The 13,339-nt window shown below is 42.3% G+C and carries 13 protein-coding genes, 1 pseudogene and 1 riboswitch; of the genes and pseudogenes, 2 read left to right on the top strand and 12 right to left on the bottom strand.

Annotated features, from left to right (window positions below; translation table 11 throughout):
- Window positions 1–121 precede the first annotated feature (121 nt).
- Window positions 122–1,511, top strand: a pseudogene (locus M1F56_RS08625) (sodium-dependent transporter).
- A 39-nt stretch (window positions 1,512–1,550) separates the two neighbouring features.
- Here the strand turns inward: M1F56_RS08625 and manA are convergent.
- The 7 genes from manA to M1F56_RS08590 all read right to left on the bottom strand — a co-directional run bounded on the left by manA (window position 1,551) and on the right by M1F56_RS08590 (window position 8,825).
- A complete protein-coding gene (manA, locus tag M1F56_RS08620) occupies window positions 1,551–2,495 on the bottom strand; it encodes a mannose-6-phosphate isomerase, class I (RefSeq protein WP_247917450.1) in 945 nt (314 codons plus the stop codon).
- 256 nt (window positions 2,496–2,751) lie between these two features.
- Window positions 2,752–3,012 carry an SWEET family sugar transporter gene (locus tag M1F56_RS08615; protein ID WP_247917449.1) on the bottom strand — a complete coding sequence of 87 codons (261 nt, stop codon included), beginning with the start codon at window positions 3,010–3,012 and terminating at the stop codon, window positions 2,752–2,754.
- A 204-nt stretch (window positions 3,013–3,216) separates the two neighbouring features.
- Window positions 3,217–3,564 (bottom strand): VOC family protein, encoded by a 348-nt coding sequence (locus M1F56_RS08610; protein WP_084872723.1) that lies wholly within the window; start codon window positions 3,562–3,564, stop codon window positions 3,217–3,219.
- A gap of 110 nt (window positions 3,565–3,674) precedes the next feature.
- Complete coding sequence (gene spxB, locus M1F56_RS08605; protein ID WP_084921435.1) at window positions 3,675–5,450, bottom strand: pyruvate oxidase; 1,776 nt, start codon at window positions 5,448–5,450, stop codon at window positions 3,675–3,677.
- Window positions 5,451–5,815: 365 nt separating this feature from the next.
- Complete coding sequence (locus M1F56_RS08600) at window positions 5,816–8,038, bottom strand: heavy metal translocating P-type ATPase (protein WP_247917448.1); 2,223 nt, start codon at window positions 8,036–8,038, stop codon at window positions 5,816–5,818.
- A 9-nt stretch (window positions 8,039–8,047) separates the two neighbouring features.
- Window positions 8,048–8,419, bottom strand: a complete 372-nt coding sequence (locus M1F56_RS08595) for a cupredoxin domain-containing protein (RefSeq protein ID WP_247917447.1) — start codon at window positions 8,417–8,419, stop codon at window positions 8,048–8,050.
- 10 nt (window positions 8,420–8,429) lie between these two features.
- Window positions 8,430–8,825 (bottom strand): CopY/TcrY family copper transport repressor, encoded by a 396-nt coding sequence (locus tag M1F56_RS08590; protein WP_247917446.1) that lies wholly within the window; start codon window positions 8,823–8,825, stop codon window positions 8,430–8,432.
- A gap of 183 nt (window positions 8,826–9,008) precedes the next feature.
- Window positions 9,009–9,107, top strand: a riboswitch (TPP riboswitch).
- Window positions 9,108–9,189: 82 nt separating this feature from the next.
- Between M1F56_RS08590 and thiD the strand changes: the two genes are divergently transcribed.
- Window positions 9,190–9,981 carry a bifunctional hydroxymethylpyrimidine kinase/phosphomethylpyrimidine kinase gene (gene thiD / locus M1F56_RS08585; RefSeq protein ID WP_247917445.1) on the top strand — a complete coding sequence of 264 codons (792 nt, stop codon included), beginning with the start codon at window positions 9,190–9,192 and terminating at the stop codon, window positions 9,979–9,981.
- 47 nt (window positions 9,982–10,028) lie between these two features.
- On the opposite strand, the gene thiE is transcribed toward thiD, so the two are convergent.
- The 5 genes from thiE to M1F56_RS08560 are packed head-to-tail and all read right to left on the bottom strand — an operon-like array spanning window position 10,029 to window position 13,338.
- Entirely contained in the window at window positions 10,029–10,661 is a 633-nt protein-coding gene (gene thiE, locus M1F56_RS08580; RefSeq protein ID WP_247917444.1) for a thiamine phosphate synthase, read from the bottom strand.
- The gene (locus tag M1F56_RS08575) at window positions 10,654–11,457 is read right to left on the bottom strand and encodes a hydroxyethylthiazole kinase (RefSeq protein ID WP_247917443.1); all 804 of its coding nucleotides are present in this window, start codon (window positions 11,455–11,457) and stop codon (window positions 10,654–10,656) included. Before M1F56_RS08575 ends, thiE begins: the two co-directional genes overlap by 8 nt.
- Complete coding sequence (thiW, locus tag M1F56_RS08570) at window positions 11,457–11,981, bottom strand: energy coupling factor transporter S component ThiW (protein ID WP_247917442.1); 525 nt, start codon at window positions 11,979–11,981, stop codon at window positions 11,457–11,459. The genes M1F56_RS08575 and thiW overlap by 1 nt, the downstream gene beginning before the upstream one ends.
- 3 nt (window positions 11,982–11,984) lie before the next feature.
- Entirely contained in the window at window positions 11,985–12,677 is a 693-nt protein-coding gene (gene tenA, locus M1F56_RS08565; RefSeq protein ID WP_045617466.1) for a thiaminase II, read from the bottom strand.
- A gap of 10 nt (window positions 12,678–12,687) precedes the next feature.
- Window positions 12,688–13,338, bottom strand: a complete 651-nt coding sequence (locus M1F56_RS08560; protein WP_247917441.1) for an energy-coupling factor transporter transmembrane component T — start codon at window positions 13,336–13,338, stop codon at window positions 12,688–12,690.
- Window position 13,339 lies beyond the last annotated feature (1 nt).

Raw genomic sequence — 13,339 nt, 5'->3', positions numbered from 1 at the left:
ATGATAGGATAGTCCAGTCTATCAATCAAACAGTAGGCTCATAGAGAGCCATTGAGAGAAGGCTATTTGACAACTCAAGTAGCCTTCTCTTATTTTAAAAAACGAGATTGGAGTTTCAACTATGTCAGAAAAATCGCAATGGGGCTCGAAACTAGGCTTTATCCTAGCATCTGCTGGTTCAGCTATCGGACTTGGTGCCGTTTGGAAGTTCCCCTACATGACTGCTGCTAATGGCGGGGGAGGCTTTTTGTTGGTCTTTCTCATTTCTACCATTTTAATCGGTTTCCCGCTCCTGCTGGCTGAATTTGCCCTTGGCCGTAGTGCTGGCGTTTCCGCTATCAAAACCTTTGGAAAACTTGGCAAGAATAACAAGTACAACTTTATCGGTTGGATTGGTGCCTTTGCCCTCTTTATCCTTCTCTCCTTTTACAGTGTTATTGGAGGATGGATTCTAGTCTATCTGGGTATTGAGTTTGGGAAATTGTTCCAACTTGGTGGAACGGGTGATTATGCTCAGTTATTTACTTCGATCATTTCAAATCCAGCCATTGCCCTAGGAGCTCAAGCTGCCTTTATCTTATTGAATATCTTTATTGTATCACGTGGGGTTCAAAAAGGGATCGAAAGAGCTTCGAAAGTCATGATGCCCCTGCTCTTTATCATCTTTGTCGTGATCATCGGGCGCTCTCTCAGCTTGCCAAATGCTATGGAAGGGGTTCTTTACTTCCTAAAACCAGACTTTTCAAAACTGACCAGTGCTGGTCTCCTCTATGCTCTGGGACAATCTTTCTTTGCTCTCTCACTAGGGGTTACAGCCATGCTGACCTATGCTTCTTACTTAGACAAGAAAACCAATCTGGTCCAGTCAGGGATTTCCATCGTATCCATGAACATCTCGGTATCCATCATGGCAGGTCTAGCCATTTTCCCAGCCATGTCAGCCTTCAATATCCATCATGGCAGGTCTAGCCATTTTCCCAGCCATGTCAGCCTTCAATATCCAGTCTGAAGGGGGACCAAGCCTGCTCTTTATCGTCTTGCCTCAACTCTTTGACAAGATGCCCTTTGGAACCATTTTCTACATCCTCTTCCTCTTGCTCTTCCTTTTTGCGACAGTCACTTCATCTGTCGTGATGCTGGAAATCAATGTGGGAAATATCACCAATCAGGACAACAGCAAGCGGGCTAAATGGAGTGTCATTTTAGGAATCTTGACCTTCGTCTTTGGCATTCCTTCAGCCCTATCTTACGGAGTTATGGCGGATGTTCACATTTTTGGTAAAACCTTCTTTGACGCCATGGACTTCTTGGTTTCCAATCTTCTCATGCCATTTGGAGCTCTCTGCCTTTCACTTTTTACAGGCTATATCTTTAAAAAGGCTCTTGCTAAGGAGGAACTCCATCTCGATGAAAGAGCATGGAAACAGGGACTTTTCCAAGTCTGGCTCTTCCTTCTTCGTTTTATCATTCCAATCATCATCATCGTGGTTTTTATCGCCCAATTTATGTAATCAAAAAGGACTTGAGTAGTAAACTCAGGCCCTTTCTTTTTATGGATGGCTAACAATCAATTCCAAACCTTGCCCTTCCAAGGTCCAAGCTTCAACATCACTTGGTAGGATAAAGTGGCTACCTTTTTGGATTGGATAGTTTTTCCCGTCAACTGTTAACTGACCTTCCCCATCCAAGACACTCAATAAGCTGTAGTCAGCTGTCTTTTCGAAGTCAACTTTTCCAGTAATTTCCCACTTGTAAACTGCGAAGAAATCATTGGACACAAGGAGAGTGGAACGTAGATCATCTGCTTTGACAGTGGCAGGTCGGCTATTGGCAGGTTCTCCAATGTTTAAAACATCGATGGATTTTTCAAGGTGAAGTTCACGCAGGTTGCCCTTGTCATCCTTACGGTCAAAGTCATAGACACGGTAGGTGGTATCGCTAGACTGCTGGGTTTCAAGAATCAAGATACCTGCGCCGATAGCGTGCATGGTGCCACTTGGTACATAGAAGAAATCTCCAGCCTTCACTGGTACTTTTGTCAGCAAAGCATCCCAGTTCTTGTCTTCGATTTGCTGACGGAGTTCTTCTTTTGACTTGGCATTGTGACCATAGATAATCTCTGAACCTTCATCTGCTGCGATGATGTACCAGCACTCTGTTTTTCCGAGCTCGCCTTCATGTTCTAATCCATAGGCATCGTCTGGGTGAACTTGGACGCTGAGCCAGTCATTGGCATCGAGAATCTTGGTCAAAAGCGGAAATACAGGCTCTGGACGGTTGCCAAACAATTCACGGTGCTCCGCATACAAAGTAGCGAGGTCTGTTCCCTCAAAGCGCCCATTAGCGACCTTTGAAACACCATTTGGGTGGGCTGAGATAGCCCAGTATTCTCCTATTTTTTCACTTGGGATGTCGTAGCCAAACTCATCACGTAGCTTGGTTCCACCCCAGATTTTTTCTTGCATAACTGATTGTAAAAATAATGGTTCTGACATCTTATTCTCCTGTCTGTTTTTCTCCCCTCATTATAGCAAAAAGCTTGGTCTAATTGAACTCTTTTTCACATCTTATAAAGTAGAGAGAAGATTTTATAAAAATAGTAACGAAATAATCTTTTACTTTATGGAGGAACCTCTAAAGCAGCACTCAGAAAGCTCGCTGTCAACGGCTATTCTCCTCAGCTCTCATTAGACTTTCTTTACTTGAGAATCTATTTTTATGTACAAAAAAAGACTGAGACCAGTCTTCTTTTTAAATTAATGCCGTAATAGCTGTTACCAGACCAAAAACGATACCTGGTGCATTGGCAGCGGCAAGCGGAATATCTCTTTCTTTTTTGAACAAGCCGTAGTAGACCCAAAGGCTGCAGTTGATTGCAGCAACCAAGGGCTGGATAAAGTTCCCTTTTTGACCAGCCAGGTTGTTCATAATTTGTGGGAAGTAAGACACGTACATCATAACAGACATGAAGGTCGCTATCCAACCCAAAACTTTCATTTGTTTTTCAGACATTTTCAAAACCTCTTTCCTTTTTATGAATCATATTTTATAATCTTTTTCCAAAACAATCAAGACTTTGATGCTTTTGTTATGAAGATGTAAACTATCACAATCTTGTGATAAGAAAAAGACCGGATTGCTCCGATCTTTCAATAGTTCCTATTCTCACATTCTGTTTTAAGAATGATTAAGGTTAACTTCAAATGACTAATCGTCCTATTTCATTCGATAAAAATCAATCACTAGACCAGCAGGTCCTCTAACTAATAAGGATTCTGTTCCCCAATCAGTTACAGCTGGACCGTGTAAAATCTCAGTGCCAATCTCTTTTAACCGTTGGTAATTCTGATTTAGATCCTCAACCTCGATGTGAAGAATGATTCCTGACTGAAAATTGTTCAAAAGAATCAGGTGATTTTGGGACAACATGAGACAGTGACTGCCAATCGTAAACTGAGCAAAACTGTCATCAACATAATCGGACTTTTTATCCAAAATACGCTCCAAGTCGGCACAGACTTGAGGAACATTTGAAACGATTATATCTAATTGATTTAAATTCATTTACTATCCTCCAGAAAAAGACCGGATTGCTCCGATCTTTTCAAGTTCTGCTCTAAGAAAATCAAAGAATAAAATCTACAAAGTTTACCTTTGATTTTCGATGAGAGAAATTATTTGATTGCGCGTGATTGCAATCCTTCTTCTTCCAAGAAGAGGCGGAATGGTACGAGTTCTTCTGCTTCGTATTTTTCCTTGAAGGCTTTGATTGCTTCTTCTGAGTGAAGTTTTGGATCCAATTCAAGTACTTCTACTGGAAGTGGACGGTGTTGCGTGATGCGAGCATCGATAACAACAGTTTTACCTTCTTTGTTGAGTTTCACAGCTTCTGCAACAACTGCGTCGATGTCTTCGATACGATCAACTGTAAATCCAACAGCACCTTGTGCTTCAGCAATTTTTGCGTAGTCAGCGTTTGTGAAGTCACAACCAAACAAGTGTTTATTTGTGTCTTCGTATTTGTCCTTGATGAAGGCATATTTACCATTTGAGAAGATAACGTTGATAACTGGAAGGTCGTATTGAACGTTTGTGATCACGTCTGGGTAGCACATGTTGAATGCACCGTCACCCATGATGTTCCATACTTGGCGATCTGGATTGTCTTTTTTAGCAGCGATACCACCAGGAAGGGCAATACCCATTGTCGCAAAGAGTGGAGATGTACGCCACATGTTCTTAGGTGTCATGTGAAGGTGACGAGTAGATGTTTGAGTAGTGTCACCTACGTCGATTGAGTAGATAGCGTCTTGATCAGCATGTTTATTGATAGCATTGTAAACTTGGTACAATTGCAATTCACCCTCAGTTTTACCTTCGAGTTTGTTCATGTAATCACGCCAGTTTTGGTTGTTCTTAACGTTTGCACGCCACCATGGAGTAGATTCTACTGGGTTTACTTTGTCAAGGATTGCTTTCGCTGCTTGACCTGCATCACCAAGGATAGAAGCATCAAGGGCATGACGTTTACCAAGTTTGTAAGGGTCAATATCAACTTGGATGAATTTTTCAGTGTTCTTGAAGGCTTCGTAAACTTCAGCAAATGGGAAGTTTGAACCAAGGAAAAGAACGGTGTCTGCTTCAAAGACCACTTCGTTGGCTGGTTTCCAACCAACACGGTAAGCAGAACCTGTCAAACCTTCGTAGTTCCATTCAAAAGCTTCAAAGTTTTTACCAGTTGTGATGATTGGTGCTTTGATTTTACGTGACAATTCAGTAATCACTTCACCTGCTTTAACACCACCGTAACCAGCGTAGATAACTGGACGTTCAGCATTGTTCAAGATTTCAACAGCTTTGTCGATTTCAACTTCGTTCAAGGCAGGAGCGATGAATGAACGTTCGTATGAACCTGAACCGTAGTATGAGTTTTCGTCGATTTCTTGGAAACCGAAGTTTACTGGAATTTCAACTACAGCTGGACCTTTTTTAGAAACTGCAGCACGGCAAGCTTCGTCAATTACTTTTGGCAATTGCTCAGCGTAAGCTACACGTTTGTTGTAAACAGCGATACCGTTGTACATTGGGTTTTGGTTCAATTCTTGGAAAGCATCCATGTTGAGTTCGTTAACTGGACGTGATCCAAGGATAGCAAGGAATGGAGTGTTATCCATAGCTGCATCGTAAACACCGTTAATCAAGTGAGTCGCACCTGGACCACCTGAACCTACTGCAACCCCGATTGAGCCGCCGAATTTAGCTTGCATCACCGCTGCAAGAGCACCCGTTTCTTCGTGGCGAACTTGCAAGAAGCGGATATCTTTGTCTTCAGCCAAAGCGTCCATCAATGAGCTGAGTGTTCCTGATGGGATACCGTAGATAGTGTCTACGCCCCATGTTTTCAATACGTTGAGCATTGCTGCAGATGCAGTAATTTTCCCTTGAGTCATAATGATAACTCTCCTTCAAATATTTTTAAAACTTGATAAACCCGTTTTCATATACTAATTGGAAACGTTTCAGCAAATTTTTACTCTACTACTTTACCACATTTGTTTTGGGTCTCCTAAGAATCTGCTCAGAAGTTTTTATTCTCTATTACAGTACAGTTTGAAAACGTTTTTAATATCTGTTTTATAATAATACTCAATGAAAATCAAAGAGCAAATTAGGAAACTAGCCGCAGGTTGCTCAAAACACTGTTTTGAGGTTGTGGATAGAACTGACGGAGTCAATGTCATATAGCTACGGCAAGGCGACGTTGACGTGGTTTGAAGAGATTTTCGAAGAGTATAAAAAGCGAGCAAGCTCGCTTTTAGTCTATTTTACTAAAGTTTAGCATGAGTGAACTGGTTAATACAGATACAGAACTAAAGGCCATGGCTAGACCAGCCAGTTCTGGATTGAGAACGAGACCAATTCCTGAAAAGACTCCTGCTGCAATCGGAATTCCGATAACATTGTAGATAAAGGCCCAGAAAAGATTGAGCAGAATACGATTAAAGGTCTTCTTACTCATGTCAAAGGCACGTACCACTCCTAAGAGATTATTGGTTGTCAACACCAAATCTGCTGACTCGATGGCGATATCTGTTCCAGCTCCCATAGCAATCCCCACATCCGCCACACTGAGAGCTGGCGCATCATTGATACCATCTCCGACAAAGGCTACTTTACCAGCCTGTTGCAGTTGATGGATTTCATGGGCTTTTTCTTCTGGCAAGACACCCGCAATAACCTCTTCAATGCCGATCTGATCTGCAATGGCACGCGCCACGCCAGCATTATCTCCTGTCAGCATAACTGTTCGGAGACCACGTTTTTTCAGCTGATTGATGGCGAGTTTAGCATTTTCCTTGGGAATATCTTGCAAGGCAAGCAAGCCTTTGATTTCATTGTCAACAGCCAAGTAGACAACTGTCTTAGCTTCTTTTTCCAGTTCTTCTAGTTTTTCCTGATAAGCACTCGAAATATCCATGCCATCTAGCATTTTAGCATTTCCGAGCAAAACTAGTTTCCCATTGATTTGCCCTGAAACACCTTTTCCATGAACGGCTTGGAAATTCTCTACAGTATGAAGCTCAAGTTCTGCTTCACTCGCTCGCTTGACAATAGCTTGAGCCAATGGGTGTTGAGAGGCTTCTTCTAAAGAGGCAGCTAAGCCAAGTACTTCTGTCTCGTCGCCAATGATATCAGTGACTACTGGTTTTCCTTCCGTCAAAGTTCCTGTCTTATCAAAGACGAGAGTTTTGACTTTCTGGATTTCCTGTAAGACGGTCCCATTTTTGAGGAGAACACCCATCTTGGCACTACGTCCTGTCCCTACCATCAGGGCTGTCGGTGTTGCGAGACCCAGGGCACAAGGGCAGGCGATAATCAGAACTGCTACCCCATAAAGAAGAGAGGCCACAAAGCTAGCCTCAAGCAAGACAAACCAAATCCAAAAAGTTAGAATCGCTAAAATGACAACTGCTGGGACAAAAATTCCTGAAATTTTATCCGTCAAATCCTGAATCGGTGCGCGGCTGGTCTGAGCTTTCTTGACAAAGTCTACAATCTGTGCCAAGACCGTCTCTGAGCCAACTTTTTCTGCCTTAAAAACAAGCGTTCCACTATTATTGATGGTGGAGCCAATGACGGTATCTCCAACTGTTTTGTCTACCGGCAGACTCTCACCTGTTACCATGGATTCGTCAATACTGGACATACCTTCCACTACAACACCATCAACCGCAATCTTTTCACCAGGACGCACTCGAATCAGATCACCTACCTTGACTTGGTCCAAAGGAACTTGTACATAGCTATCCTCACGCAAGACTTCTGCTGTTTTAGCTTGCAAGTCCAGTAGTTTCTCCACAGCTTGGGAAGTATTTTTCCGCATTTTTTCCTCAAAAACGGCTCCCAAAAGAACAAAGAAGAGGATAAATCCAGCACTTTCAAAGTAAACAGGAAGCCCAGTAAAGAGGGCAACTAGGCTATAGAGATAGGCCACTAGAGTTCCCAGTGCCACCAAGGTATCCATGTTGGCATTGTGCTTTTTAAAGCTGGCCCAAGCGCTCTGAATATAAGGACCGCCTGCCACAAGCATAATAGGCGTTGTAGCTAAAAAGGTACCCCAATGCATGACTGGATGACTGATAGTCCCTGTCAACATCCCAATCATGAGAATAACAAGAGGCACAGTAAAGATACTGGTAATCCAAAAACGTTGCAAAAGTGACAAAGATTTTCGCGTCTTCTCAACAACTGTATAGCTTCCCTTTTGCATCTTCATGCCACAAGAAAATTCATGTTGGCCTAATTCTTGAGGAGTAAAACAAATTGTCTTCTCTTCGTCCACGCCGATTGGTTCTAGAATACCTTCTGCTTCAAAAAGAATTTCCTTGTAACAGTTTGAAGGAGTGGCACGATGAAAGGTAATCTCAGCCGGAATCCCTTTTTGAAGCTGGATATGAGCTGGATGATAACCTTTTTCAGCTCGTATACGGATTTTTTGAATGCCATTTTCTAGGCTTGCTTTCACAATTTCAGTCATAATCTCCTCCTACTCTACAATCATCTTACCGTGCATCATGTTCATACCACATGCAAAGCCAAACTCTCCAGCCTGCTCAGGCGTGATTTCCACTACATACTCTTCACCCATAGGAAGATCCGCATGCACTCCAAAGTCTGGAAAGACGATCTGATCCAGACAGGGTGACGGGTCCTTGCGATCAAAGACAATGCGGGCTGGCACTGATTTTTTAAGAATAATCAACTCAGGCGTATAGCCCCCCATGACTTCCACTCGGATCTCTTGGTAGCCCTTTTTTTGCTGGGCCTTCTGTCCAGATTTTTCAGGCTTTTTGAAAAACCAAAACAAGATAAACGCGATAAGGGAAATACAAATAATGGTTACAATACTATTTAACATGGCGTCTCCTTTACATACAATTACATTTTACTTCAGCAACTGCGCTAGTTTTTTTCTCAGAAATCACAGCTTCCAAATCTTCCAAGTCAGCCAAAGTGAAATCACATTCCACAATCAAATCAGCCAACAAGTTCTTAATCCTACGGGAACAAACCTTGTCTTTGATATCTTGGACAAGCAAGTCTCGACTTTGATCCAGAGTCAAAAGGGCTGAATAGACAAAGAACTTGCCTTCTTTTTTCCTTGTCAGACACTCTTTCTCAACCAAACGAGCCAAAAGAGTTTGAATGGTTGACTTGGACCAGTCAAACCGCTCCGCCAAAACCTTGATCAAATCGCTACTGGTCTGTTCCCCCTGCATCCAAACAATCTTCATAACTTGCCATTCTGCATCTGAAATCTGCATAATCACACCTCCTAAATCTACATTTGTCGATTACAATTATTAGTATACTCCGAAAATCTACATTTGTCAACTATAATTTTTATTATTTTTTCGAAAAATAGAATTCCAATCATGTAACGAGAGATTTGCAGTCAAATTTTACTATATAAACTATAAAAATATGCTATACTGAAGAAAAAAGAAAACAACCACTAGGGGTGCGTAAAGCTGAGATTAACAACTGTTAGATCCCTTTGACTCAATCTAGGTAATGCTAGCTGATGGAAGTGGAAAATAGTGAGGACTACCCAGTCTTCTATTACTTTCCTGAAACAGACCAGCTTGTTCTTGAGAATACAAACTTCAGTTGGTTGGGAGGTTTTAGATGACTTATTTACCCGTTGCTCTAACCATTGCTGGAACTGACCCTAGTGGCGGTGCTGGCATTATGGCAGATTTGAAGTCATTCCAAGCGAGAGATGTCTATGGAATGGCCGTTGTGACCAGCCTTGTCGCTCAAAATACCAGAGGCGTTCAATTAATCGAGCACGTCTCCAACCAAATGCTGGAAGCTCAATTGGAAAGTGTCTTTTCGGATATCAAGCCCCAGGCTGTAAAAACTGGTATGTTGGCAACTACTGAAATCATGGAGATTATCCAACCCTATCTTAAAAAACTGGACTGCCCCTACGTGCTGGACCCTGTTATGGTCGCAACAAGCGGTGATACCCTGATTGATTCTAGTGCGAGAATCTACCTAAAAACAAACCTGCTTCCCCTTGCAAGCATTATCACTCCCAATCTTCCTGAGGCAGAAGAGATTGTTGGTTTTTCGATTCATGATCCAGCAGACATGCAACATGCTGGTCGCCTGATTTTAAAAGAATTTGGTCCTCAGTCTGTGGTAATCAAAGGTGGCCATCTTGAAGGTGTTGCCAAGGATTTCCTTTTTACCAAGGATGAGCAATTTGTCTGGGAAAGTCCTAGAATTCAAACCTGTCACACCCATGGTACTGGATGTACCTTTGCTGCTGTGATTACGGCTGAACTTGCCAAGGGCAGAAGTCTTTATCAGGCAGTGGATAAGGCCAAGGCCTTTATCACAAAAGCCATCCAAGACGCTCCTCAACTCGGTCACGGTTCTGGCCCAGTCAACCATACAAGCTTTAAAGATTAAGAAAAAACTCTCTAGTTCCCGCAATAAGGAAATTAGAGAGTTTTTGATTAGAAAATAATGTCATCCAACTTTGTTAAAAAAGCTTGCGTTTTTGCCTCTATATCTTCTGCCTGCATCAGATCCCTGACGACTGCTACACCAGCTATGCCAGTACCCGTAAGTTGGTCAATGTTCTCTGACGTCAAGCCTCCAATGGCAACTACTGGAATGGCAACCCTTTGGCAAATGGTTTTCAAGGTTGAAATCTGGGTGATAGGTGCATTTTCTTTGGTCGTAGTCGGGAAAATGGCTCCTGTTCCCAAGTAATCCGCACCCGATGTTTCCGCCTCAAGAGCCCTTTTTACTGTTTTAGCAGTAACACCGAGAATTTTGTCAGGACCCAAGACTTTGCGGGCAACCGAAACTGGTAGCTCATCGTCGCCAATATGCAGACCTGCAGCATCTACTGCAAGACAAACATCCAAACGATCATCGATAATCAAGGGGACCTGATAGGCATCGGTTATTTCCTTGACTTGTTTTGCCAAGTGATAGTATTGATTGGTTGTGAGATTTTTTTCTCGTAGTTGGATGATGGTAACACCTGAACGGCAGGCCGCCTCAACTTTTTCAAGAAAGCTTTCCAAGGAATCTTGGTAGCGATTGGTTACCAGATATAGTCTGAGTGCTTCTCTATTCATAAATATCTCCTTTGATAGCTTTTAGCCAGTTTTCGTCTCTTTTTAGGAGAGAGAGCTGATTGAGAACTTGGTAACGAAAATCTTCCAATCCCATTCCTTGAACAAGAATTCTCTCGGCAGAGATATTGAGATAAGAGACTGCTAGGCAAGAAGCTTCAAATGCAGTCTTTCCTTGGCTGAGAAAAACGGCTGTCAAGACTCCAACCAGATCTCCCGTCCCTGTTATCCAGTCCAATTCTGCACAGCCATTTCCCAATACAGCAACTTGATTTTCTGAAACAATGAGGTCCTTGGGTCCAGTGACTAAAAATGACATACCAGGATAAAGCTGACACCAGTCTTTCAAGACTTGGAGCAAATCCTCAGTTTCTTGATCTTTAGAACTCGCATCAACCCCAACTCCATGGTGCTTTAAACCAACAAGACTTCGGATTTCAGACATATTTCCTTTAAGGACCGTGGGCTTGTATTCTAAAAGATCTCTGACTAGTCCCTTACGAATGGGTGATGCTGCTACGCCAACCGCATCTACTACCATTGGGAGACAAGTTTGGTCTGCATAAGAAGCTGCCATACGGATTGCTTTTTCCTTCTCAGCAGACAAATGCCCCAAATTGATGAAGAGGGCCTGACTTTGCTTAGTAAAATCAAGAACCTCACAGGGATCATCTGCCATAACAGGTTTGCATCCCAGAGCCAAAATGCCATTAGCCAGCATCTCACAAGAAATCTCATTGGTAATACAGTGAATCAAGGAACTGGTTGCTAGAGGGAAAGGATTTGTCAATTTCTGCATCAGTCTATCCTTTCACTGAAAAAATATCCTTGCACTTTTTTAAAGAATTCCTGCTTGATTAAAAATCGAAAGGCAATAAAGGAAATCGCTGTACCGATCAAGGTTGCTCCGAAAAATCGAGGGGTGTAGATAAACCAGCTAAGCTTGGCCGCAGATCCCGTAAAGAGAACCATGACTGGATAGGAAACAATGGAACCGATAATCCCTGTTCCCAAGATTTCTCCTAGGGCAGAAAAGTAAAATTTTCTACCATACTTATAAAAGAGACCTGCAAGGAGGGCTCCAAAGGTAGCTCCTGTTAGGGCCAAAGGGGGAATGCCTTGAGTAGACATACGGATAAAGGCTGTCACTGTAGCCATGACCAAGGCATAAACAGGTCCCATCATGATTCCTGCCAGAATATTGACTACACTAGACATCGGTGCCATTCCTTCAATTCGAAAGATGGGTGTAAGGACTACGTCAAGAGCAATCATCATGGATAAAATGGTTAATTTGTGAACTTGTAGTTGGTGGTTTCTCATTTTTTATTTCTTCTCTTTTTCTAAGGACTGCAAATCACTCGTCCATGTTTGATGTTGGTAAGCCATCTCCCAAAACTTGGCTTCCATGTGGACACTTCGGTGGAAGGCCTCTAGCATTTTTTGTTTGTCCGTCTCATTGCTTTCTCGATAGAGCTGATTGACCAGTGCTTCTTCCTCTTTAATCTGCTGTTCTAATTCATCGGTGATATAGGTTTCAATCCACTGTTGATAAAGAGGATTCGGGGATGGTTTGCGATTCAGTGCCTTGCCCAAATCATGGTATAACCAAGGACATGGGAGCAAACTAGCAAAAGCAATGGCTAGATTTGCTTCTTCAAATTGACGATAAATGTGAGAAATGTAATGATAACAGGTTGGAGCAATCGGTTGCTCCTCCATTTCCTGGTCACTGATTCCTAATTCCTTGAAAAATTGTTGGCGGATAAACAACTCACCATCCACTAGACTCTGGGCATTTTGTTTCAAGAGTCTTTTCATCTTCTCATTTGAAGTCTTATCAGCCAAGAGGTGATAAGCTTCTGAAAAAGACTTCAGGTAATAAGCATCCTGAATTAAGTAATAGCGGAAAATAGAAGGTTCTAAATTCCCCTCTTGCAACTGTAAAACAAAAGGGTGATGAAAGGAGGCCTGCCAAGCTTCCTTGGATAATTCCATAGCAATATCTGTAAATTCCATAATAACTCCTTTATAGAAATAAACTGGTTTGAAGCAATAAAAAGATAAGCAGGTAGATTAATTTTGTTTTTTTAGGAATATAAAAAATCCGATAGCTATTCTTCAACTGTGCATGTTCGTCATATCCGTGCGCAGATAGAGCTCTCAAGTAAAGATGGCGCCATCTAAAAACTGTCATCAGAACCTTACTGTAAATCAAGGGCGACCAAACATGCAGTTCTTGACCACGTAATAGGCAAGCTTCCTTGAGGGACTTGATTTCTTGTTGAATGAGAGGAAATGCATTGAATACCACAATCAAGGCATAGGCCCAAGACCGTGATAACCCCTTTTGAGCCAAGTACAAGAGAAGCTCTTTTAGGGAAATACTGGAAACAAAGACAAGACCGATACAAACTGTCACAAAAGCTCTCGTCCCAAGCATGACTGCCTGAGAAGCATCCCCATGTAACTGAACTGCCCAATAGTTAGCGAAGGATGGCAAAATGGCGAGCACAAGCATCCAAGCCAACATCTTAAAACGACGGTGGTAGAGCATGAAGAGAATGCAAAATGCGACTACTGAAAGATTAAGAGCAATCGAAGGAATGAAAGATGTCTCTAAGGATAAAATCAGCAAGAAGAGACTGAGTATCGGTGTCTGGGTTGCTACTTTGATCATA

The organism is Streptococcus oralis (genome assembly GCF_023109005.1).
Classification (GTDB): Bacteria; Bacillota; Bacilli; order Lactobacillales; family Streptococcaceae; genus Streptococcus; species Streptococcus oralis_BU.
Note: the sequence above shows the minus strand (reverse complement) of the source record. Positions and strands in the feature narration are given on the sequence as shown.

Coding starts and splice junctions, on each gene's coding strand:
- M1F56_RS08610 (WP_084872723.1), bottom strand. CDS start 3,564: ATGAATTTAAATCAATTAGATATAATCGTTTCAAATGTTCCTCAAGTC.
- tenA (WP_045617466.1), bottom strand. CDS start 12,677: ATGGAATTTACAGATATTGCTATGGAATTATCCAAGGAAGCTTGGCAG.
- M1F56_RS08590 (WP_247917446.1), bottom strand. CDS start 8,825: ATGCAGATTTCAGATGCAGAATGGCAAGTTATGAAGATTGTTTGGATG.
- M1F56_RS08600 (WP_247917448.1), bottom strand. CDS start 8,038: ATGACTGAAATTGTGAAAGCAAGCCTAGAAAATGGCATTCAAAAAATC.
- M1F56_RS08560 (WP_247917441.1), bottom strand. CDS start 13,338: ATGATCAAAGTAGCAACCCAGACACCGATACTCAGTCTCTTCTTGCTG.
- thiD (WP_247917445.1), top strand. CDS start 9,190: ATGACTTATTTACCCGTTGCTCTAACCATTGCTGGAACTGACCCTAGT.
- thiE (WP_247917444.1), bottom strand. CDS start 10,661: ATGAATAGAGAAGCACTCAGACTATATCTGGTAACCAATCGCTACCAA.
- M1F56_RS08595 (WP_247917447.1), bottom strand. CDS start 8,419: ATGTTAAATAGTATTGTAACCATTATTTGTATTTCCCTTATCGCGTTT.
- spxB (WP_084921435.1), bottom strand. CDS start 5,450: ATGACTCAAGGGAAAATTACTGCATCTGCAGCAATGCTCAACGTATTG.
- manA (WP_247917450.1), bottom strand. CDS start 2,495: ATGTCAGAACCATTATTTTTACAATCAGTTATGCAAGAAAAAATCTGG.
- thiW (WP_247917442.1), bottom strand. CDS start 11,981: ATGAGAAACCACCAACTACAAGTTCACAAATTAACCATTTTATCCATG.
- M1F56_RS08575 (WP_247917443.1), bottom strand. CDS start 11,457: ATGCAGAAATTGACAAATCCTTTCCCTCTAGCAACCAGTTCCTTGATT.
- M1F56_RS08615 (WP_247917449.1), bottom strand. CDS start 3,012: ATGTCTGAAAAACAAATGAAAGTTTTGGGTTGGATAGCGACCTTCATG.